Here is a 22490-nt window from a genome sequence, read left to right on the forward strand (position 1 = left end):
CTCCTGTACGGCCTGGAGCGGATCGATGTGCAGTGGGCTGGTGACGGACACGGGAACTCCTACTTGCGGCGGCCGGCGGCCTGGCTGCGACGGGTCGTGGTGGCCTTGCGTCGGGTCGAGGTGGCTTTCGCCGTCTTGCCGGCGGCTGGCCGGGCAGCCGCTTTCACGGTCGGCACCGACCGGGCCTCTGCCTGTTCAAGGCGACGCTTGAGCGCTGCCAATTCCTCGCGGAGGCCTGCCACGACGGCGGCAGATTCACGGGTTCGCAGCTCCCGACGCAGCTCCTGCAGGCGCTGCCCCAGCGTATTCACTTCGCTGCGGGTGGGAATGCCCTGCTCACTGCACCACTGCTCGATCTGCTGCTGCTGCTGCTGGCGCAGGCGCATCTGCGCATTGCTCATGGCACCGAAGGCTTCGCGGAACTCGTCGGAAAGCGCCAGTTCCGCAAACGCCTCCTCAATGGCATCGACCCACAGATCGTAAAGCGCCTTCATCGACTGGACCGACTGGCCGGCCACCGCAAGCTGCTCGAATTTCTGCTGCATCACGGCCGAGCCCTGTGCATGGACCTTCTGCATCAGCGCCTGGTAGCGAGCCATGGTCTCCAAGTATTCGGCCATGGCCGCAGCCAGCGCTTGCTGCTGCAACTGCTGCTCGCGCGTATAGCCGAAGGCCGCTACCGGCTCGACACCTGGCATGCCCTGTGGCGGATTCGACCACCATGACTCCCACGGTGCGGCATGGCCGGCAAACATGCCTGGCGGCATGCCAGACATACCAGGCATGCCCGCAGGCGGAAAGCCTTGCCCGAAAGGCTGTCCGGCGCTGCCCGCCATGGCCTGGCCGAATATCTGCTGCATCTGCTGGATCCAGTTCGAAGGTGGCGGCGGCACGTTGGAGCCCACCACACCGTTCTGCAGCCAGTCCATATAGGCCTTGGCACCGGCCATGCCCTGTGCGAGCAGTTCATCCGGGCCGGTGAAACCTGCAGCGAATGGGTTGCTGGCGGCTTGTGGCTGTGCCGTGCGACGCATCCACGCATCCCACGATTCCTTGGCCATCGCCTGCCAGTCCTTCAGGAAATCGCTTGCCTGATCGGCCATGCCGGCCTCCTTGATCCAAACCTGTGGACATCGTAGCAAAAGCATACCCCGGAAACGCGCAAGGCCCGGTGAACCCGGGCCTTGCGAACTACACGGTAGCCGTTGCTGGCGACCTGGATCAGGCGTCGGCGCCCTCGTCCTCGGTCACCGCCTTCATCGACAGGCGGATACGGCCCTGCTTGTCCACTTCCAGCACCTTGACCTTGACGATCTGGCCTTCCTTCAGCTTGTCGGAAACCTTCTCGACGCGCTCGTTGGAGATCTGCGAGACGTGCACCAGACCGTCCTTGCCCGGCATGATGGTGACGAACGCACCGAAGTCCATCAGCTTGGCGACCTTGCCCTCGTAGATGCGGCCCGGCTCGACGTCGGACACGATCTGCTCGATGCGCTTCTTCGCCGCATCGGCCGCGCTGCGGTTGACCGAGGCGATCACCACGGTGCCGTCGTCGCTGATGTCGATGGTGGCGCCAGTCTCTTCGGTGATCGAGCGGATGGTGGCGCCGCCCTTGCCGATGACCTCGCGGATCTTGTCCGGGTGGATCTTGACCGTGAGCAGGCGCGGAGCGTACTCGCTCATCTCGGCACGCGGCTCGCTGATCGCCTTGGCCATTTCGCCGAGGATATGCAGGCGACCGCGCTTGGCCTGGGCCAGCGCCACCTTCATGATCTCTTCGGTGATGCCGTCGATCTTGATGTCCATCTGCAGCGCGGACACACCTTCGGCGGTACCGGCCACCTTGAAATCCATGTCGCCGAGGTGGTCCTCGTCGCCGAGGATGTCGCTCAGCACGACAAAGTCGCTTTCTTCCTTGACCAGGCCCATCGCGATGCCGGCCACCGGCGCCTTCAGCGGCACGCCGGCATCCATCATGGCCAGCGAGGAACCGCACACCGAAGCCATCGACGAGGAACCGTTCGACTCGGTGATCTCCGAGACCACGCGGATCACGTACGGGAACTCGTCCATGCCCGGCTTGACCGCCTGCACACCGCGCTTGGCGAGGCGGCCGTGGCCGATCTCACGGCGCTTCGGCGCACCGAAACGGCCGGTCTCGCCCACCGAGAACGGCGGAAAGTTGTAGTGGAACAGGAACGGATCCTTCGACTCGCCTTCCGGCGCGTCGATGATCTGCGCGTCACGCGCGGTGCCCAGCGTGGCGACCACGAGTGCCTGGGTCTCGCCACGGGTGAACAGCGCCGAACCATGCGTGCGCGGCAGTACACCCACGCGCACGGTGATCGGACGCACGTCTTCCAGGCCGCGGCCGTCAATGCGCACCTTGGTCTTCAGCACGCTGTCGCGCATGGTGCGGTATTCCAGCTCGCCGAACTCCTTGGCCAGCTCGGCGGAAGCCCAGCCATGCTGCTCGGCCTGTGCGGCCAGCGCTTCCATCACCTCGGACTTGATCGAGGCGATCGCGTCACGGCGCTGGATCTTGTCGCGCACCTGGAAGGCCTGCTCGAGCTTGTCGCCCACGGCACCCTTCAGCGCGGCGACCAGCGACTCGTTGCGGGCCGGCGCCTGCCAGTCCCACGACGGCTTGGCGGCTTCGGCAGCCAGCTCGGCGATCGCGCGGATGGCGGTCTGCATCTGCTGGTGACCGAACACCACCGCGCCGAGCATCACTTCCTCGGACAGCAGCTTGGCCTCGGACTCCACCATCAGCACCGCACCGCTGGTACCGGCAACCACCAGGTCCAGCTCGGAGCTCTTCAGCTCGGTCGCGCTCGGGTTCAGCAGATACTGACCGTTGGCGTAGCCGACGCGGGCAGCACCGATCGGGCCCTTGAATGGAATGCCGGCAAGGCTCAGCGCCGCGGAGGCACCGATCATCGCCGGAATGTCGCCGTCGACCTCGGGATTCAGCGAGACGACCTGGGCGATCACCTGCACTTCGTTCTTGAATTCTTCCGGGAACAGCGGACGCACCGGACGATCGATCAGACGCGAGGTCAGCGTTTCCTTCTCGGTCGGACGGCCTTCACGCTTGAAGAAGCCGCCCGGGATGCGACCGGCGGAATAGAACTTCTCGACGTAATCGACGGTGAGCGGGAAAAAGTCCTGCCCCTCGCGCGGCTTCGCTGCCGCCACCACGGAAACCAGCACCACGGTGCCGCCCATGCTGACCAAAACGGCACCGGACGCCTGGCGGGCGATTTCGCCCGTCTCCAGTGTGACTTCGTGATTACCGTACTGGAATGACTTGGTTACTTTCGCCATGTTCGATGTCCCTTCTGATTAACGACGCAAGCCGAGGCGTTCGATCAGGCTCTGGTAGCGGGCCAGATCACGATCCTTCAGGTAGGAGAGCAGGCTCTTGCGGCGGTTAACCAGCTGCAACAGGCCACGACGGGAATGATGGTCCTGCTTGTGGGTCTTGAAGTGCTCGGTGAGATGTTCGATGCGGGCCGACAGCAGGGCCACCTGCACCTCCGGCGAACCGGTATCGTTCGGCACGCGGCCGTATTCAGCAATGATCTTGCCGGTCTGTTCTGCAGTGAGAGACATGGGTACCTTTCCTCGAAAAGCGATACGAAGCTTGCGCAACACCACCGCGCGGTGGTGTTGCGCAAGCTTCGTCAGTTGAATGAAACATGGATGTGCAAGCATCGTATTCTAACGAGTGCAAGCACATTGCAACAAGACCGAAGGCGACAACCTCTGCTCAAACCGTTCGCGGCGGCAGATTGAACCCCCGCACGATGCTCAGACGGCCGGTTCCGTCCGGCTCGACCAGGGCCAGCAGGCGGCCGTCATCGGCCAGCGCGGCATGCTGCCGACCGGGTGTCGTCGGCGCCACCGGGGTGATCTGGCGCCCCTGTGTCAAAGCCAGACTCTCGGCGGCATTGAGACGCAGACTGGGGAAATGGGCCACGCCGGCTTCCACCGGCAACACCCAGCGCTCCAGCGCCGGTTCACCCTCCTCGGCGGCCTGCTGCAGCTGCTCCAGCGTCACCATCGCCGGCTCCAGGAACGGATCGACCCACAACCGTCGCAATGCCACCAGGTGCGCGCCACAACCCAGTCGCTCGCCCAGATCCGCAGCCAGACTGCGGATATAGGTCCCTGAACCGCACTCCACATGCAGTCGCAGGGTATCGAACGTGCGCTCCTCGCAAACCAGCCGATGAATATCCACCTCACGCGGCGGAACCTCGACTTCCTCGCCTCGCCGTGCCTTCACATACAGCGGCTCACCACCCTGCTTCAGCGCGGAATAGACCGGCGGAACCTGGGTAATGCGTCCCCGGAATGGCTCCAGTGCAGCCTCCAGTGCGGCATCGTCGAGCACCGGCACCTCGCGCTGCTGCAGCACCTCGCCTTCGCGATCGGCCGTCGTAGTCGTCACCCCCAACCGGCATTCGGCCAGGTAGGCCTTGCGCGAACCCAGCAGGCTGTGTGCCAGCTTGGTCGCCTCGCCGAAGCACAGCGGCAGCAGGCCGGTGGCCAACGGATCGAGCGCACCGGTATGACCGCCCTTGGCCGCGCGCAGCAAGCGCCTGACCACCTGCAGCACCTGGTTGGAACTGATCTCTTCCGGCTTGTCGAGCAGCACGATGCCGTGCAGGTCGCGGAAACGGATGCGATGACGAAACTGACTCACGGAACAGCGGACCCGACGTACTCAGGCATCGCCTTCGTCGTGCGGGTGGCTCTGCGCGTCCTTGCGCAGCAGCGCATCGATACGCTCGCCCTTGTCCATCGAGTCGTCGTACTTGAAGCGTAGCTCGGGCACGCGGCGAAGCCGCATGCTGCGCGACAGCGCACGACGGAACTCGCCCGCCATGCCATTGAGTCCCTTGACCACCTCGGCGGACTGCTGCGGCAGCAACGCGGTGACCCAGATGGTGGCCCAGTCCAGGTCCCGGGTGACCTCGACGTCCGACACGCTGGCCGAAGGCAGGCCGTGGTCACGCACGGCGGCATGCACCAGCAGCCCGATCTCACGACGGAGCTCGGCGCCTACACGGTCGGTACGTTTGAAATCTCGGGATGGCATGATCTGTATCGCGATGGAAAACTCAGGAGCCTCGGCTCGTTATCTATATCTATGCCATGGAAGTGCAGCCCTGCACGCCCATGGCTCGGCGAGTCGGGCTGACACCCTACCCGCCTTCGGCGGAGCGATGGCATCGCCATCGCTCCACGTGCGGCCATCCGTGACCACATGACCAGCACACTCTACGCCAAAGGCGTCAGAGGGTACGAGCCACCTCGATGCGCTCGAAGCACTCGATCTGATCGCCGACCTTGACGTCGTTGTATTGCTTCACGGCGATACCGCATTCCATGCCGTTGCGCACCTCGTCCACCAGATCCTTGAAGCGGCGCAGCGATTCCAGTTCGCCCTCGAAGATCACCGTATTGTCGCGCAGCACGCGAATCGGCTTGTTCCGCTTGACCGTACCCTCGACCACCATGGAACCGGCCACGGCACCGAACTTGGAGCTGCGGAACACCTCGCGCACCTGGGCGACGCCGATGATCTCCTCGCGCACTTCCACGCCAAGCAGGCCGGATGCCGCCTGCTTCACCTGGTCGATCACGTCATAGATGATCGAGAAATAACGCACGTCCAGACCGGCGGTGTCGATCACCTTGCGCGCTGACGCATCCGCGCGCACGTTGAAGCCGATCACCAGTGCCTTGGATGCCGCCGCCAGGGTCGCGTCGGATTCGGTGATGCCGCCGACGCCAGCGGAAATCACGTTGACCTTCACGTTCTCGTTGCCGATCGCGCTGAGCGACTCGCGCAGCGCCTCGACCGAACCCTGCACATCCGCCTTGACCAGAATGTTGAGGGTCTGCTGTTCGGCACCCTGGCCCATCTGCGCCATGATGTCCTCGAGCCGGTTGGCCTTGCTGACCAGACGCGTCTCGCGGCGTTTCTGCTGGCGCTCGGCGGCCACCTGCTTGGCAAGCTTCTCGTCGGCCACGGCGACAAAGTCGTCACCGGCTTCCGGCACGCCGGAAAGGCCAAGCACCTGCACCGGAATCGACGGACCGGCTTCCTGCACAGTCTTGCCGGTCTCGTCGACCAGCGCGCGCATGCGGCCATATTCCACGCCGCAGACCACGAAGTCGCCGCGCTTCAGCGTACCCTGCTGCACCAGCACCGTCGCCACCGGGCCACGGCCCTTGTCCAGGCTGGACTCGATCACCACACCCGATGCCGGGCCGTCCTGTACCGCTGTCAGCTCCATCACTTCGGCCTGCACCGAGACGGCATCGAGCAGTTCGTCGATACCCATGCCGGTCTTCGCCGAGACGGGCACGAACATGGTGTCGCCGCCCCAGTCTTCCGGAATCACCTCCAGATTGGCCAGGCCCTGCTTGACGTGGTCCGGATTGGCATCGGCCTTGTCCATCTTGTTCAGCGCCACGATCAGCGGCACCTTGGCCGCCCGCGCGTGCTGCACGGCTTCCTGGGTCTGCGGCATCACACCGTCGTCGGCGGCCACCACCAGCACCACGATGTCGGTGGACTGGGCACCACGGGCACGCATCGCGGTGAACGCGGCGTGGCCGGGGGTGTCGAGGAAGGTGATCACGCCCTTCGGCGTGTTCACATGATAGGCACCGATGTGCTGGGTAATGCCGCCGGCCTCGCCCGACGCCACCTTGGTGCGACGGATGTAGTCCAGCAACGAGGTCTTGCCGTGGTCTACGTGGCCCATGATGGTGACGACCGGCGGACGCGGCTCCTTCTCGCCGTCCAGTTCCACGCTCTGGGTGTGCGCGGCCAGTGCCGCCTCGGCATTGTTCTCGGTGGCATCGACCGGCTTGTGGCCCAGCTCTTCCACCACCAGCGTCGCGGTATCGCGATCGATGGTCTGGTTGATGGTCGCCATCACGCCCATCTTGAACAGCGTCTTGACCACCTCGGAACCCTTGACGGCCATCTTCTGCGCCAGCTCGGCAACGACATTGGCGTCACCCACGGCCACTTCGCGAACGACCGCCGCGGTCGGACGGGTGAAGCCATGCGGACCCGACGTCGCCGAACTGCCGCGGGAGGCATCGCGACCGGTCGAACCACGCCCGGGCTTGCCGCGACGGTTGGAACGACGTGCCCGGTCGGCATCGGACAGGTGCAGCTCGCCACTGGCAAAGCGCTTGCCACCTGCCGCGTCCTCGCGATCGCGGTCGCGGCCATGCCGCGGCTTGACGCCCTTGTTGTCCGCAGCAGGTGCGGGTGCCGGCGCAGGAGCCGGCGCGGGGGCAACCACTTTCTTCTCGCGTTTGCGCGGCTCGTGGATGCGCGGAATGATCAGGCCGAACGCACTATGGTCAGTGGTTCCGCCGGCTGCGCCCGACGCATCGCCAGCCGCATCGGCCGCTGCCGCGGGTGCAGCTTCGACCGGCTTTTCGACCGGTGCCTTCGCCGCCGCCGGTGCTTCGTCCTCGCTGGCGGTTTCGGCCGCAGCCTGTTCGGTGTCGGCGTCGGCCTTGGCTTCAGCGGCTGCGCGCGCCTCGGCTTCCGCATGCTCGCGGGCCTGGCGAGCGGCCTCTTCGGCCTCGCGCTGGCGTTGTTCTTCGGCCTCGCGCTGCTGGGCTTCTTCCTCGCGACGCTGTTCGGCCTCATGGCGCGCGGCCTCTTCCTGCTCGCGCTGCTGCTGCGACTCGGCCAGCTTGCGCGCGGCCTCCTCGCGCTCGGGCTCGGCACCGGCTTCTTCGGCAATGACGCTGCGCTTCACGTAGGTGCGCTTGGCACGCACTTCCACGTTCACCGTCTTGGCGCCGCTGCTGGCTGCGCCGCGCCCGCCCGCCGAGGCGACTTTGAGTTCGCTGACCTTGCGGCGCTTGAGCGTGATCTGGCGCGGCGCGCTGTCTTCGCTCTCGGCACCGGGCTCGCCCTTGCCGTGCGTGCGTCGCAGGAAGCCCAGGAGCTTCATGCGCTCGGTGGTGCTGATCAGCTGATCGGGCGCGGAGAAGTTCATACCGGCTTCGGCAAGCTGGCTGAGCAGCTTGTCCACCGGCATTTTCACCTGCTCAGCAAGTTGTTTGATTGTGATGTCCGACATCGTGTTCTTTCTCCGCCTTTCCCGCGCTGATTCGTCCGTGCGGCATCAGGCCTGCACGTCTACCTCCATCCCTGGCGAAAGGCTCCGAAGAGCCTTTCTCGGCGCCCCCGTCCCGGGGCGACGCCGTCCCGCGGTTAGCCGCCTTTCTCCAGTCGCGCGATCATCGGGGCGCGCGCCGCCATGATCAGCGCAGCAGCACGCTCCTCATCCATACCCTCGATGTCGATCAGGTCGTCGACGGCGAGATCGCCGAGGTCGTCGATCGAGACCACACCACGCGAGGCCAGCGTATAGGCCGTCGACTCGTCCATGCCCTCGAGCTCGAGCAGCTCGGCGCTCGGCTGGTGCTCGTCGATGTCTTCCTCGACCGCCAGCGCCTCGGTCAGCAGCGCATCGCGGGCGCGGGCGCGGAGTTCCTCGACGATGTCCTCGTCGAAACCTTCCACCGCCAGCAGCTCGGCACTGGGCACGTAGGCGATTTCCTCGATGCTGGAGAAACCTTCCAGCACCAGGATGTTGGCGATTTCCTGGTCCACTTCCAGCTTGTCCATGAACAGCTGGCGCGCCACTTCCTGCTCGGCCTCGCTCTTGGCGGCGACCTGGTCCTGGGTCATCACGTTGAGCTGCCAGCCGGTGAGCTTGCTGGCCAGGCGGACGTTCTGGCCACCACGGCCGATTGCCTGGGACAGCTTGTCCTCGGCCACCGCGATGTCCATCGAATGCTTTTCCTCGTCCATGATGATGGACTGGACCTCGGCCGGCGCCATCGCGTTGATCACGAACTGGGCCTGGTTCTCGTGCCACAGGATGATGTCCACGCGCTCGCCGTTGAGTTCGTTGGACACCGCCTGCACACGCGAGCCGCGCATGCCGATGCAGGCGCCGATCGGATCGGTGCGGCTGTCATGGGCCAGCACGGCGATCTTGGCGCGGTCGCCCGGATCGCGGGCGCAGCCCTTGATCTCGACCAGGCCCTGGCCGACTTCGGGCACTTCGAGCTTGAACAGCTCGATCATGAATTCGGGGGCCGCGCGCGAGACGAAAAGCTGCGGACCACGCACTTCGGAACGCACGTCGAACAGGTAACCGCGCACGCGGTCGCCGACGCGGTGCGATTCGCGCGCAATGGTCTTGTCGCGGGGGATGAAGGCCTCGGCATTGCCGCCCAAGTCCAGGTACACGTTGCCGCGTTCGACACGCTTGACGATGCCGGTGATCAGTTCGCCCACGCGATCCTTGTAGGCATCCACCACCTGCTGGCGCTCGGCTTCGCGCACACGCTGCACGATCACCTGCTTGGCGGCCTGCGCGGCGATGCGCCCGAACTCGGCGTTCTCGATCTGGGTCTCGATGAACTCGCCCACCTGTGCGTCGTCGCGCTCGTCCAGCGCGTCCATCAGGCGCAGCTGCCAGAACGGCGATTCCATCTCGCCGTCGTCGGCAATGATTTCCCAGCGGCGGAAGGTTTCGTAGTCGCCGCTGTCGCGATCGATCGACACCCGGATATCCGGGTCTTCGTCCGGGTAGCGCTTCTTGGCGGCAGAAGCCAGTGCAGCTTCCATCGCCTCGAAGATCACTTCGCGCGGCACGCCCTTTTCGTTGGCGACCGCGTCCACTACCAGCAGAAGTTCTTTGCTCATTGCAGCAACTCCGTGGACGCCGCCCGGCGTCCGCTGTTCGATTTTGCGCCCGTCCAGCGGCGCCAGGATTCAAGAGGTGGCCATCCAGGCCACGCCATCAATACATTCAGTTGGCTTTTTTGCCCGGCTTCTTGCCACCGCGTTTCGGCTGCGGCACGTAACCGAGCGCAGCCCAGTCCGGTACCACCCGCGCGCTTTCCACGGCCGCATGCTCGAACCCGAACACCTTGCCTTCGGCCTCGAGCGAAATCTGTTCCCCGTCCACCGACACCACTTTGCCGCGCAGGCGCCGGCGCCCGTCGATCGGCGCCTTCAGCAGCACCTTTATTTCCTGTCCCACGACCTTGGCGAAATGGGCCGCGGTGAACAGCGGACGATCAAGCCCCGGTGAGGAAACCTCGAGTACATAGTGGCCCGGCACGGGGTCTTCAACATCGAGCAGCGCCGACAGTTCCCGGCTGGCCGCCTCGCAGTCGTCCAGCGTGACCTCGCGCCCTTCCTCAGCCGTGCCCGACACGTCCAGGTAGACGCGCAGAGTACTCTGCCCTTGCGCCGGGGTGAACTCCACGCCCATGCATTCCAGGCCAAGATCGCCCAGAACTTCGGTAAAGCGTTGTGCCAGTGCCTGCGTATCCATGGAGAAACCGCCGTGGTAATGCTGTCGTGTCGCCGGAAACAAAAAATGGGCTCAACGGCCCATTTTCCGATCCTGCCGATGTGCCGACCCTGCCAGGGGCTTTCCAGCATAACCACGACGCTCGTAGCTGTCAGGTAATGCGACGCATCCTTGCGCCCAACAAAAAAGCCTCACGAGGAGGCTTTCTTGTCCAAGAAAGACCTGGTAGCGGGGGCAGGATTCGAACCTGCGACCTTCGGGTTATGAGCCCGACGAGCTGCCAGACTGCTCCACCCCGCATCAGAGTCCGAAAAGTTTAACTACATGGCCAATTTCTTGCAACCCTTTAAGTCAAACTTTCTTGTGACTTGCTGCTATCGGCGGCACATGTTTCAGCCGGCGAACGCCTGCTTGCACCAGCCGAACAGCGGACCCCAGCTGAGGCCGAGCACCAGCAGGACCAGCGCGTTGAGGGACAGCATCACACGCAGCGACGCATCGGGCTGCACGCGGGTCTGCACGCCCTCTTCGGCCTTGTCGAAGTACATCACCTTGACCACGCGCAGGTAGTAGTACGAGCCGATGATCGCAAACACCACGCCGACGATGGCCAGCCAGAGCATGTGCGCATCGATGGCCGCCTGCAGCACCAGGTACTTCGCGAAGAAGCCGAACAGCGGCGGCACGCCTGCAAGCGAGAACATCACCAGCATCATCAGGAAAGCCATCCACGGCGAACGCTGGTTCAGGCCCTTGAAGTCTTCGATCTCCTCGCACTCGAAGCCGGCACGTGCCAGCGCGATGATCACGCCGAAGGCAGCGGTACCCATCAGCGCATAGCTGATCGCATAGAACATCGACGCGGCATAACCTTCCGGACCGGCATTGACCAGGCCAAGCAGCAGGTAACCCATGTGCGAAATGGTGGAGTACGCCAGCATGCGCTTGAGGTTGGTCTGCACGATCGCAACCAGGTTGCCGATCGCCAGCGACAGCACCGCAAGCGCGGCCAGCATCGGCTGCCAGTAATGCGCCAGGTCGCCGAAGCCGGTCTGCAGCAGACGGTAGGCCATGCCGAACGCCGCCAGCTTGGAGGCCGAGGCGATGAACGTGGTGACCGGCGTCGATGCACCCTGGTAGACATCGGGGATCCACATGTGGAACGGCGCCGCGCCAAGCTTGAAGGCAATACCGGTGAGCATGAACACCATGCCGAACAGCAGCAGGTGCGGCAGATGGGTGTTCATCACCGCGACGTGCAGCGAAGCGAGGTCCAGCGTGCCGGTGGCGCCGTACACCATCGACATGCCATACAGCAGCATGCCGGAGGACAGCGCACCCAGCACGAAGTACTTCATCGCCGCCTCGGACGACAGCGCCGAATCGCGGTTCAGCGCGACCAGGCCGTACGAGGACAGCGTGAGCAGCTCAAGGCCCAGGTAGATCATCACCAGGTTGCCGGCGGACACCAGCAGCATGATGCCGACCGTGGCGAAGATCATCAGCGTGTAGAACTCGCCCTGGAACTGCTTGCGCTCGACCAGGTAGGGCCGCGCGTAGACGAACACCAGGATCACGCACAGCAGCGAGAATACCTTGAGGATTTCCGCTGCACGGTCACGCACGAACATGCCATCGAAAGCGGTCACGGTCGCATGCGGCTGACCGGCCACGACCATGTAGCCGGCAACCAGCAACACGGCGATGGAGAGCCAGTGCAGAATGCCGCGCTGCTCCGGCTTGATGAAGGCGTCCACAAGCAGCAGCAAACACGCCGCGGTTACCAGATAGAACTCCGGCAACAGGACCAGGATGTCGTTTAAGGTCGGCATGATGTCGCTCTCGATCAGATCTTGTGGGTGGCGAGCTGCTGCACGAGCTGCGTCACCGAGCTGTCCATCAGGTGGATCAGCGGTTCAGGCCAGATGCCGATGAACAGCACCATCGCGGCGAACGCGGCCAGCACGAAAGTCTCGCGCCCGTTGATGTCCTTCATTTCGGCCACGTGCGGGTTGGTCACGTCACCCCACAGCACGCGCTTGACCATCCACAGCGTGTAGGCCGCACCGATGATCAGGGTGAACGCCGCGAACAGGGCGATCCACGGGTTGGCGCTGAAGCTGGCCAGGATCACCATGAATTCGCCGACGAAGCCGCTGGTGCCCGGCAGGCCGCAGTTGGCCATCGCGAACAGCACATAGAAGAAGCCGAACCACGGCATCACGTTGATCACGCCGCCGTAATCCTTGATCAGGCGGGTATGCAGGCGGTCGTACATCACGCCGATGCAGGAGAACATCGCGCCCGACACGAAGCCGTGCGAGATCATCTGCACCATCGCGCCCTGCATGCCGAGCTTGGCCGCGTCGACGTTGTTCAGGTCACGCACCAGCAGGTAACCCACGAAGATGCCCAGCGTCACGAAGCCCATGTGGGCGACCGACGAATAGGCGACCAGCTTCTTCATGTCTTCCTGCACCAGCGCCACATAGCCGATGTAGACCACGGCGATCAGGCTCAGCGCCACGATCAGCCACACGTAGTGGGCCGCCGCGTCGGGCACGATCGGCAGGGTGAAGCGCAGGAAACCGTAGGCACCCACCTTCAGCATCACCGCCGCCAGCACCACCGAGCCGCCGGTCGGCGCCTCCACGTGAGCATCGGGCAACCACGTGTGCACCGGCACCATCGGCACCTTGATCGCGAAGGCAATCAGGAAGGCGAAGAACAGCCAGCTCTGTTCCTTGAAGGTCAGCGGCAGCGTGGCCAGCGTATGCAGATCGAAGGTGCCGGCCTTGTGGTACAGGTACAGCAGGCCGATCAGCATGAACACCGAGCCGAAGAACGTGTAGATGAAGAACTTCAGCGTGGCGTAGACGCGACGAGGACCACCCCAGATGCCGATGAGGATGAACATCGGGATCAGCATCGCCTCGAAGAACACGTAGAACAGCATCGCGTCGGTCGCGCAGAACACGCCGATCATCAGGCCCTCGAGAACCAGCATCGCGGCCATGTACTGGTGCGGCTTGTTCTGGATGACCTCCCAGGCGCCGATCACCACGAGGATGCCGACGAAGGTGGTCAGCAGGATCAGCGCCACCGAGATGCCGTCGACGGCCAGTGCGTAATGTATGCCGAGTGCGGCGATCCAGACGTGGTTCTCGGCCAGCTGCATGCCGCCTGCCGTGGCGTTGTACTGCGGCAGCAGGAACAGGCTCACCACGAAGGTAAGCACCATGAACAGCAGGGCGAGCCAGCGCGCCGTGTTGGGCCGGCCGGAACCGGCCAGGAGCACCGGCACCGCGCCGACGATGGGTAGCCAGATCAGCAGGCTGAGCAAGTGATTGAACATGAGTGCTTGCTTCCCTTATTGCCCGATCAGCCAGTACCCGCCAAGCAGCAGGATCAGGCCGACAATCATCGCGAAGGCGTAGTGATAGAGGTAACCGGTCTGCAGTCGACGCACGCCGGCGGAGATACGACGGACCAGGCCAGCCGAGCCGTTGACCATCGCACCGTCGACCACGGCAGCATCACCGGCCTTCCAGAACAGGCGACCCAGCTTGACGCCGCCCTTGGCGAACACCGCGAAATAGACGTCGTCGACCCAGTACTTGCGGTCCAGCACGGTCCACAACGGCTTCAGCGCGTTCTTGATCTTGCCGGCCATCGCCGGATTGAACAGGTAGATGTAGGTCTGGATCACGAAGGCCAGCAACACCAGCCCGAACGGACCGATCGGGTTGAGGCCCTTCAGTGCCATGTCGAGCGCGCCGTGGAACTCGCCAGCCATCTCGCCCAGCACGTTGTGTGCCGGCGCCACATGGATGGCCGAACCGAACCAGTTGCCGAACAGCAGCGGCTTGACCGCGAAGAAGCCCACCAGCAGCGAGGGGATCGCCAGCAGCACCAGCGGCAACGTCACCACCCACGGCGATTCCTTGGGCGGATGCGCCAGCACGCCAGGCTCATGATGGCCGTGGTCGTCGTGATCGTCATGACCGTGATGGCCATGCTGCTCGACCACCTTGAAGCGCTCCTTGCCGTGGAAGGTCAGGTACATCTGGCGGAAGGTGTACAGGCCGGTGACGAAAGCACCGAAAAGAACGCAGAGGTAGGCGTAATGCGAACCCCAGCGATGCGAATCGCCGACCGCCTCGATGATCGCGTCCTTCGAGTAGAAGCCCGAGAAGAACGGCACGCCGCACAGCGCCAGCGAACCGATCCACATGGTGATCCAGGTGATCGGCATGTACTTGCGCAGGCCGCCCATGTGGCGCATGTCCTGCTCATGATGCATCGCGATGATCACCGAGCCGGCACCCAGGAACAGCAGCGCCTTGAAGAACGCGTGGGTCATCAGGTGGAACACTGCGCCGGCATAGGCCGAGGCGCCCAGTGCCGCGGTCATGTAGCCCAGCTGCGACAGCGTGGAGTACGCCACCACACGCTTGATGTCGTTCTGCACGATGCCGATCAGGCCGGTGAAAAAGGCACCGGTGGCGCCGATCACCATCACGAAGCTGAGCGCACCCGGCGACAGCTCGAAGATCGGCGACATGCGCGCCACCATGAAGATGCCCGCGGTCACCATGGTCGCCGCGTGGATCAGCGCCGAGATCGGGGTCGGGCCTTCCATCGAGTCGGGCAGCCACACATGCAGCGGCACCTGCGCCGACTTGCCCATCGCGCCGATGAACAGCAGCACGCAGATCACCGTGGCCGCATCCCAGTGGGTGTGCTGGGTCAGCGCCAGGGTCTTGCCGACCAGGGTCGGCGCGGCGGCGAACGCGGTGGCGTAGTCCAGCGTGTTCAGGAAGTACAGCACCGCGGCGATGCCCAGCAGGAAGCCGAAGTCGCCCACGCGGTTGACCAGGAACGCCTTGAGGTTGGCGAAGATCGCGGTCGGCTTCTTGTACCAGAAGCCGATCAGCAGATAGGACACCAGGCCCACCGCTTCCCAGCCGAAGAACAGCTGCAGGAAGTTGTTGCTCATCACGAGCATCAACATCGAGAAGGTGAACAGCGAGATGTAGCTGAAGAAGCGCTGGTAGCCCGGATCGTCCGCCATGTAGCCGATGGTGTAGACGTGCACCAGCAGCGAGACGAAGGTCACCACCACCATCATCATGGCGGTCAGGCGGTCGATCATGAAGCCGACGCTGGCGTTCAGGTGACCGATCTGGAACCAGGTGTACAGATCGTGGTTGTAGGCCGGCGCACCGGCGAAACCGATCTGGTACAGCACGTAGAACGACAGGCTGCAGGAAACCAGCAGGCCGAGGATCGTCACGCTGTGCGCACCGATGCGGCCGATCTGCTTGCCGAGGAAGCCCGCCAGCAAGCATCCGACCAGCGGGGCCAGCGCGATGATCAGCAGGATTGAAGTGGAAAGCGGCATCGGATCAACCCTTCATGCTGTCGATTTCGGCGACATTGACCGTGCTGCGGTTGCGGAACAGCAGCACGAGAATCGCCAGGCCAATGGCGGATTCCGCCGCAGCCACGGTGAGGATGAAGAACACGAACACCTGCCCCGCCACGTCGTGGTGGAAGCGGGAGAACGCGACGAAGTTGATGTTCACCGCCAGCAGCATCAACTCGATCGCCATCAGCAGCACGATCACGTTCTTGCGGTTGATGAACAGGCCGGCCACGGCAATGCAGAAAAGCACCGCGCCGAGCACGATGAAGTGCGAAAGCGTAATCATGACTTGGACTCCTCGGCCTGAACCTCGTCCGCCTGCGGCTCGACGGGGCGGACAGCCTGCATCTTCACCACGCGCACACGGTCGCGCGGGTTGACCCGGACCTGCTGGCTCGCGGACTGGTGCTTGGCGCCCTTGCGCTGACGCAGGGTCAGGGCCACCGCCACGACCACGCCCACCGTCAGGATCAGCGCGGCGATCTCGAACGGCAGCAGGTACTGCGTGTACAGCGCCGTACCGAGCCATGCCGTATTGGACTGCTGGGCCGCCGTAGCGGGATTCACGCCCATCGTCTGCGCATGCATCACGCGCAGGCCGATCAGGGCCAGCATCTCCACCAGCATCACCGCGGCGACGATCAGGCCGACCGGCAGGAACTTGACGAAGCCCTCGCGGACTTTCTCCTGGTCGATATCGAGCATCATCACCACGAACAGGAACAGCACCATCACCGCACCGACGTAGACGACGATCAGCGCAATGGCCAGGAACTCCGCCTCGGCCAGCATCCAGATGCAGGCCGTGCTGAAGAACGCCAGCACCAGCGAGAGCACCGCATGCACCGAGTTGCGCAGGGTGATCACGCCCAGTGCGGCCGCCACGGTAACCGCGGCAAACGCGTAGAAACAGACCAGTTGGAACATTTGGAGATTGATCATGATGTCCCTGCCCTCAGCGATACGCCGCGTCTTGCGCGCGGGCGGCGGCGATGTCGGCCTCGAAGCGATCGCCGATGGCGAGCAGCTGCGGCTTGGTCACCACGTTCTCGCCACGATGCTCGAAGTGGTATTCGTGGATGCTGGTCTCGACGATCGAGTCCACCGGGCAGCTTTCCTCGCAGAAGCCGCAGAAAATGCACTTGAACAGGTCAATGTCGTAGCGCGTGGTACGGCGCTGGCCATCGCTCTCGCGTGGCGCGGAGTCGATGGTGATGGCCAGTGCCGGGCACACCGCCTCGCACAGCTTGCACGCGATGCAGCGCTCCTCGCCGTTGGCGTAACGGCGCAGCGCATGCAGGCCACGGAAACGGTTCGACTTCGGGATGTGCTCCATCGGGTAGCGCATCGTGTACTTCGGGCTGAACATGTAGCGCATGGTCACGGCCATGCCCTTGAGCAGTTCGGCCAGCAGCAGGCTGTTGAAATAACTGATTATGCGTTTCATCGGATTTCTCAGGCCCCCGCGATGCCGTAGAACTTCATGCAGCCGGCCACCAGCACCCACACGATGGCGATGGGAATGAACACCTTCCAGCCCAGGCGCATGATCTGGTCATAGCGGTAACGGGGGAACGTGGCGCGGAACCACAGGAACATGAAGGCGAAAATGAATGCCTTGACGAACAACCAGAGCACGTTGGCATGACCCAGCAAACCCCAGCTCGCCGGGAACGGGCTGAGCCAGCCGCCCAGAAACAGGATCGAGGCGAGGAAGCTCACCAGGATCATGTTGGCGTATTCGGCCAGGAAGAACAGCGCGAACGCCGAGCCGGAATACTCCACGTGGAAGCCTGCGACGATTTCCGACTCGCCCTCGGCCACGTCGAACGGTGCGCGGTTGGTCTCGGCCACACCGGAGATAAAGTAGATCACGAACACCGGAAGCAACGGCAGCCAGAACCAGTCGAACAGGCCCTTGCTGCCCTGCTGCGCGTGCACGATGTCGGTCAGGTTCAGCGAACCGGCCAGCACCAGCACACAGACCAGACACAGGCCCATCGCCAGTTCGTAGGAGATCACCTGCGCCGCCGAGCGCATCGCGCCCAGCAGTGCGTAGCGCGAGTTCGACGCCCAACCGGCGAGGATGATGCCGTACACGCCCAGCGAGGTCATCGCCAGCAGGTACAGCAGACCCGCGTTGGCGTTGGACAGCACCAGCTTGTCGGAGAACGGGATCACCGCCCATGCCGCCAGCGCCGGCACCAGTGCGATCAGCGGCGCGAGGTAGTACAGCACGCGGTTCGCGTTGGTCGGCAGGATGACTTCCTTGACCAGCAGCTTCACCACGTCGGCGAACGCCTGCAGCAGGCCGAACGGACCGACCTTGTTCGGCCCCATGCGCACGTGCATCCAGCCGAGCACCTTGCGCTCCCACCACACGTACAGCGCCACCGTGATCACCAGCGGCAGCACGATGCACAGAATGTGGATGACCGGCCAGATGATCTGGTTGAGTATCTGTTCGCCCATGGACCTTACGCCTTGCTCAGGGTGATGGCTGCGCCATAGGGCGGCAGCGTGGCAGTGGAGTCCTGCGCGGCTTCGATCCATACCGCGCCATCCGGCACGGCATGATCGGCGACCAGCGGCAGATCGATACCGTCGACGCGCACCCGTGCGCCGTCGGCCAGGCCGAGTCGTTCCGCCACGGCAGGATTGACGCGTGCGGCCGGTGCGCGGTTCAGCGGATGCGCATTCAGCGCGCCGGCACGGCGCAGCACCGCATCGCTGCGGTAGATCGGCCACGTCGCGAGACGGCTCAGGCCGGCGACCGGATGACGTTCGGCAAGCGCGTCGCGGGTGGCCACTTCGCGCGAAACGATGCCGTCACGCAGGCCCGCCAGGTCATCGAACTCGAAGCCAGGCAACTGCATCGCGCCACCCAGGGCACGCAGCACCTTCCAGCCCGGACGCGCCATGCCAGGCGCCTTCGCGCCCGCCTGGACGCTCTGCGCCAGACCATCGACATTGACCAGGGTGCCTTCCATCTCGGGCAGCAGCGCGATCGGCAGGATCACATCGGCCACCTCGCGCAGCGAGGGGCTGGCGAAGGCGCTGAAGGCCACCACCTGCTGTGCCTGCGACAGTGCCTTGAGCACCTGCGCGCCGTCGGCGAAATCGTGCGGCGGCTCCACACCGTAAAGCAGGTAGCTCTTGCGCGGCTGGGCCAGCATCGCCTGCGCGTCCAGCCCGCCATTGCCCGGCACCACGCCGAGCTGGGCCAGACCCAGCGCGTTGGCGCCGACCGGCAGCTCGTTGTAGGCCGCGCCGGTCGCCTGGGCGATGAAGCGCGCGATCGCACGCAGCCACGAAGCCTGCGGATGGGTCGAGGCAGCCTCGCCGAGGATCACCACGGCCTTGCCGGACTTGAGCGCGGCCACCGTCGCGTGGTCGCCCGCGTCACTGGACACGTTGCCGATCGCCGCGGCGAGTGCCGCCGGCGCGGCAGCACCTTCGGCCACTGCGGCCTTGGCTACGGCCAGCAAGGCATCGACCATGCCCTGCGGCGGCACGATCTCGGCGCCAGCAAGCTTGTAGTTGAAACCGAAGTCGGCAGGATTGACCGCGTAGACCTTGGCGCCCTTCTTGCTCGCCTGGTGCAGGCGATGGTTGAGCAGCGGCATCTCGCGGCGCAGGTCGGAGCCGACCAGCAGCGCGGCCTTGACCTGGTCGACCTCGGCCACCGGCAGGCCGAAGCGGCTGGCCACGGCGTTGTCGGCGAAGTCGAGCTGGCGCAGGCGGTGGTCGACGTGGGCACTGCCCAGGCCGCGCGCCAGGCGCATCAGCAGGTCGGCTTCCTCATTGGTCGTGGCGGGGTTCACCAGCACGCCCAGTTCGCTGCCCGGCGCGGCCTTCAGCGCCTCGGCGGCCATGCCCAGCGCATCTTCCCAGGTGGTGGGCTGCCACTGGCCATTGCGCTTCACTTCGGGCGAGCCGATACGGTCGGCCGCGTACATGCCCTGGTAGCTGTAACGATCGCGGTCCGACAACCAGCACTCGTTGACCGACTCGTTGTCACGCGGCACGGTGCGCAGCACTTCGCCTCGGCGCGTGTGCAGCCACAGGTTGGAACACAGCGCGTCGTGATAGGCGATCGACGGCTTGGCGACCAGTTCCCAGGCACGTGCCTTGAACTGGAACGGCTTGTTGGTCAGCGCACCGACCGGGCAGACGTCGATGATGTTGCCCGACAGCTCGGTCTCGACGGTCTTGCCGATGTAGGTGCCGATCTGCAGGTTCTCGCCGCGGCTCATACCGCCCAGCTCGTAGGTGCCGGCGATTTCGCTGGTGAAGCGCACGCAGCGTGTGCACTGGATGCAGCGGGTCATCTCGGTGGCGACCAGCGAGCCCAGGTTCTCGTCGGCGATCACGCGCTTGCGCTCGGTGTAGCGCGACACGCTGCGACCGTAGCCCAGTGCCACATCCTGCAGTTCGCATTCGCCGCCCTGATCGCAGATCGGGCAGTCCAGCGGATGGTTGATCAGAAGGAATTCCATCACGTCCTTCTGGAACTTCAGCGCCTTGTCCGAACGCGTGGTGACCTTCATGCCCTCGCCCACCGGCGTGGCACATGCCGGCTGCGGCTTCGGCATCGGCCGACCGCCCATCTCGACGTCGACCAGACACATGCGGCAGTTGGCGGCAATCGGCAGCTTGCGGTGGTAACAGAAGCGCGGGATGGAAATGCCGACGGCATCAGCCGCCTCGATGATCATCGCGCCCTTGCGGATCTGCGTGGGCTTGCCGTCGATCTCGATGTTGACGAGATCGAGCGAGGCATTGCTGGTGGGCTGCGCACTCATGCAGCGACTCCACGGTTGGCGGCAAGCTGGTCCTCGGTCATCGAGCGACCATGCTGCACGTAATATTCGAATTCGTTCCAGAACTTGGCGAGGAAGCCCTGCACCGGCCACGCGGCGGCTTCGCCGAACGCGCAGATGGTATGGCCCTCGATCTGGCCGGCGATGGCCTTGAGGCGATGCAGGTCGTCCTGCGTGCCCTTGCCTTCCACGATGCGTGTCAGCACGCGGAACATCCAGCCGGTGCCCTCGCGGCAGGGCGTGCACTGGCCGCAGGATTCGGCGTGGTAGAACTGCGCGATGCGATGGCAGGCCTTCACCATGCAGGTGGTGTCGTCCATCACGATCACCGCGCCGGAACCCAGGCCCGAGCCCAGCTTCTGCAGGCAGTCGTAGTCCATCGTGGCGGACATCATCTCCTCGGCGTTGAGCACCTTCATCGAGGAGCCACCCGGGATCACCGCCTTCAGCTTGTTGCCGTTGCGGATGCCGCCAGCCATTTCGAGCAGGTCCGCAAACGGCGTGCCGAGGCGGATCTCGAAGTTGCCCGGCTTGGCCACGTGGCCGGAAACCGAGAAGATCTTCGGACCGCCATTGTTCGGCTTGCCGAGGTTGAGGAACCAGTCGGCGCCATTGCGCAGAATCGCCGGCACCGAGGCGTAGGTCTCGGTGTTGTTGATGGTGGTGGGCTTGCCGTACAGGCCGAAGTTGGCCGGGAACGGCGGCTTGAAGCGCGGCTGGCCCTTCTTGCCTTCCAGCGATTCCATCATCGCGGTTTCCTCGCCGCAGATGTAGGCACCGGCGCCCAGCGCGGCATAGATGTCCACATCGACGCCGGAACCCTGGATGTTCTTGCCCAGCAGACCGGCTGCGTAGGCCTCTTTCAGCGCTTCCTCGAAGTGCTCGTACGGTTCGTGGTGGAACTCACCGCGCAGATAGTTGTACGCCACCGAGGAACCGGTGCAGTAGCAGGCGATCGCCAGACCCTCGATCACCGAATGCGGGTTGTAGCGCAGGATGTCGCGATCCTTGGCGGTGCCGGGCTCCGACTCGTCGGAGTTGCACAGGATGTACTTCTGCATGTCCCCCTTCGGCATGAAGGACCACTTCAGGCCGGTGGGGAAGCCCGCGCCGCCACGGCCGCGCAGGTTAGATTTCTTGATTTCCTCGATCAGGCCTGCCGGATCGGGCTTCTCGGCGAGAATCTTCTTCCACGCCTTGTAGCCGTCCATCTGGATGTAGTTGTCCATCGCCCACGGCTTGTCGAAATGCAGCGTGGTGTAGACGACCTGATGGTCCTGGGGTGCGGGTCCGACCGGACCGGTGGTGCTGTTCGCCATCGTCTTACTCCAGCCCGTCCAGGATTTCGTCGAGCTTCTCGGGCGTGAGCCGCTCGTGATAATGCCCGTTGACCGTCATCGCCGGCGCGTACACGCAGGCAGCGATGCATTCCTCTTCCTTCTTCAGGTAGATGCGGCCGTCGGGGGTGCTCTCGCCAAGCTTGATGCCCAGCTTATCTTCACAGTGACGGACCAGATCCCCGGCGCCGTTGAGCCAGCACGAGATATTGGTGCAGATCGCCACGTTGTTGCGGCCGACCGGCTTGGTCTCCAGCATCGAATAGAAGCTGGCCACCTCGTAGGCCCACACTGCCGGCAGATCGAGGTATCTGGCCACCGCGGTGATCAGCTCGTCGGTGAGGAAGCCCTGGTTCTGCTCCTGCGCGGCGAACAGCGCCTGGATCAGCGCAGAGCGCCTGCGGTCCGGCGGAAACTTGGTGAGCCAGTGGTCGATGTGGTGACGCGTATGCTCGGTCAGCACGACGAGTGGATCGACGTTTTTGACCTGATCGTAATGTCCGGTGGCTTTCAT

At 64.4% G+C, this 22490-nt stretch carries 18 protein-coding genes and 1 tRNA gene; all 19 read right to left on the reverse strand.

The features are described 5' to 3' along the window. Nucleotides 1-59 precede the first annotated feature (59 nt). Nucleotides 60-1103, reverse strand: coding sequence for a poly(R)-hydroxyalkanoic acid synthase subunit PhaE (locus tag RA164_RS09570; RefSeq protein ID WP_329740625.1), 1044 nt, complete (start codon nucleotides 1101-1103; stop codon nucleotides 60-62). A 118-nt stretch (nucleotides 1104-1221) separates the two neighbouring features. Then, a complete protein-coding gene (gene pnp, locus RA164_RS09575) occupies nucleotides 1222-3327 on the reverse strand; it encodes a polyribonucleotide nucleotidyltransferase (RefSeq protein ID WP_329740626.1) in 2106 nt (701 codons plus the stop codon). A gap of 18 nt (nucleotides 3328-3345) precedes the next feature. Continuing rightward, complete coding sequence (gene rpsO / locus RA164_RS09580; protein WP_329740627.1) at nucleotides 3346-3615, reverse strand: 30S ribosomal protein S15; 270 nt, start codon at nucleotides 3613-3615, stop codon at nucleotides 3346-3348. 157 nt (nucleotides 3616-3772) lie between these two features. Beyond that, on the reverse strand, nucleotides 3773-4711 hold the full coding sequence (truB, locus tag RA164_RS09585) for a tRNA pseudouridine(55) synthase TruB (RefSeq protein ID WP_329740628.1): 939 nt from the start codon (nucleotides 4709-4711) through the stop codon (nucleotides 3773-3775). Between the two features lie 21 nt (nucleotides 4712-4732). Beyond that, nucleotides 4733-5107, reverse strand: a complete 375-nt coding sequence (gene rbfA / locus RA164_RS09590) for a 30S ribosome-binding factor RbfA (protein WP_329740629.1) — start codon at nucleotides 5105-5107, stop codon at nucleotides 4733-4735. A gap of 196 nt (nucleotides 5108-5303) precedes the next feature. Further along, complete coding sequence (infB, locus tag RA164_RS09595; RefSeq protein ID WP_329740630.1) at nucleotides 5304-8132, reverse strand: translation initiation factor IF-2; 2829 nt, start codon at nucleotides 8130-8132, stop codon at nucleotides 5304-5306. A 134-nt stretch (nucleotides 8133-8266) separates the two neighbouring features. Beyond that, nucleotides 8267-9772 (reverse strand): transcription termination factor NusA, encoded by a 1506-nt coding sequence (nusA, locus tag RA164_RS09600; RefSeq protein ID WP_329740631.1) that lies wholly within the window; start codon nucleotides 9770-9772, stop codon nucleotides 8267-8269. Nucleotides 9773-9878: 106 nt separating this feature from the next. Further along, a complete protein-coding gene (locus tag RA164_RS09605) occupies nucleotides 9879-10409 on the reverse strand; it encodes a ribosome maturation factor RimP (RefSeq protein WP_329740632.1) in 531 nt (176 codons plus the stop codon). A gap of 202 nt (nucleotides 10410-10611) precedes the next feature. Beyond that, nucleotides 10612-10688: transfer RNA gene (locus tag RA164_RS09610), tRNA-Met, on the reverse strand. A 92-nt stretch (nucleotides 10689-10780) separates the two neighbouring features. Continuing rightward, on the reverse strand, nucleotides 10781-12220 hold the full coding sequence (gene nuoN, locus RA164_RS09615) for an NADH-quinone oxidoreductase subunit NuoN (RefSeq protein ID WP_329740633.1): 1440 nt from the start codon (nucleotides 12218-12220) through the stop codon (nucleotides 10781-10783). Between the two features lie 14 nt (nucleotides 12221-12234). Then, on the reverse strand, nucleotides 12235-13743 hold the full coding sequence (locus tag RA164_RS09620; RefSeq protein WP_329740634.1) for an NADH-quinone oxidoreductase subunit M: 1509 nt from the start codon (nucleotides 13741-13743) through the stop codon (nucleotides 12235-12237). 15 nt (nucleotides 13744-13758) lie between these two features. Beyond that, the gene (gene nuoL, locus RA164_RS09625) at nucleotides 13759-15792 is read right to left on the reverse strand and encodes an NADH-quinone oxidoreductase subunit L (protein WP_329740635.1); all 2034 of its coding nucleotides are present in this window, start codon (nucleotides 15790-15792) and stop codon (nucleotides 13759-13761) included. Nucleotides 15793-15796: 4 nt separating this feature from the next. Continuing rightward, on the reverse strand, nucleotides 15797-16102 hold the full coding sequence (nuoK, locus tag RA164_RS09630) for an NADH-quinone oxidoreductase subunit NuoK (RefSeq protein ID WP_329740636.1): 306 nt from the start codon (nucleotides 16100-16102) through the stop codon (nucleotides 15797-15799). After that, entirely contained in the window at nucleotides 16099-16758 is a 660-nt protein-coding gene (locus RA164_RS09635) for an NADH-quinone oxidoreductase subunit J (RefSeq protein ID WP_329740637.1), read from the reverse strand. Before RA164_RS09635 ends, nuoK begins: the two co-directional genes overlap by 4 nt. A 13-nt stretch (nucleotides 16759-16771) precedes the next feature. After that, a complete protein-coding gene (gene nuoI, locus RA164_RS09640; RefSeq protein WP_329740638.1) occupies nucleotides 16772-17263 on the reverse strand; it encodes an NADH-quinone oxidoreductase subunit NuoI in 492 nt (163 codons plus the stop codon). A gap of 8 nt (nucleotides 17264-17271) precedes the next feature. Beyond that, entirely contained in the window at nucleotides 17272-18288 is a 1017-nt protein-coding gene (nuoH, locus tag RA164_RS09645) for an NADH-quinone oxidoreductase subunit NuoH (RefSeq protein WP_329740639.1), read from the reverse strand. A 5-nt stretch (nucleotides 18289-18293) separates the two neighbouring features. Beyond that, nucleotides 18294-20621: an NADH-quinone oxidoreductase subunit NuoG gene (nuoG, locus tag RA164_RS09650; RefSeq protein ID WP_329740640.1), complete on the reverse strand. Its 2328-nt coding sequence runs from the start codon at nucleotides 20619-20621 to the stop codon at nucleotides 18294-18296. Next, the gene (gene nuoF, locus RA164_RS09655) at nucleotides 20618-21958 is read right to left on the reverse strand and encodes an NADH-quinone oxidoreductase subunit NuoF (RefSeq protein WP_329740641.1); all 1341 of its coding nucleotides are present in this window, start codon (nucleotides 21956-21958) and stop codon (nucleotides 20618-20620) included. Before nuoF ends, nuoG begins: the two co-directional genes overlap by 4 nt. 4 nt (nucleotides 21959-21962) lie before the next feature. After that, nucleotides 21963-22490, reverse strand: a complete 528-nt coding sequence (gene nuoE, locus RA164_RS09660) for an NADH-quinone oxidoreductase subunit NuoE (protein ID WP_329740642.1) — start codon at nucleotides 22488-22490, stop codon at nucleotides 21963-21965.

Source organism: Dyella sp. A6, from assembly GCF_036320485.1.
GTDB classification, from domain to species: Bacteria; Pseudomonadota; Gammaproteobacteria; order Xanthomonadales; family Rhodanobacteraceae; genus Rhodanobacter_A; species Rhodanobacter_A aluminiiresistens.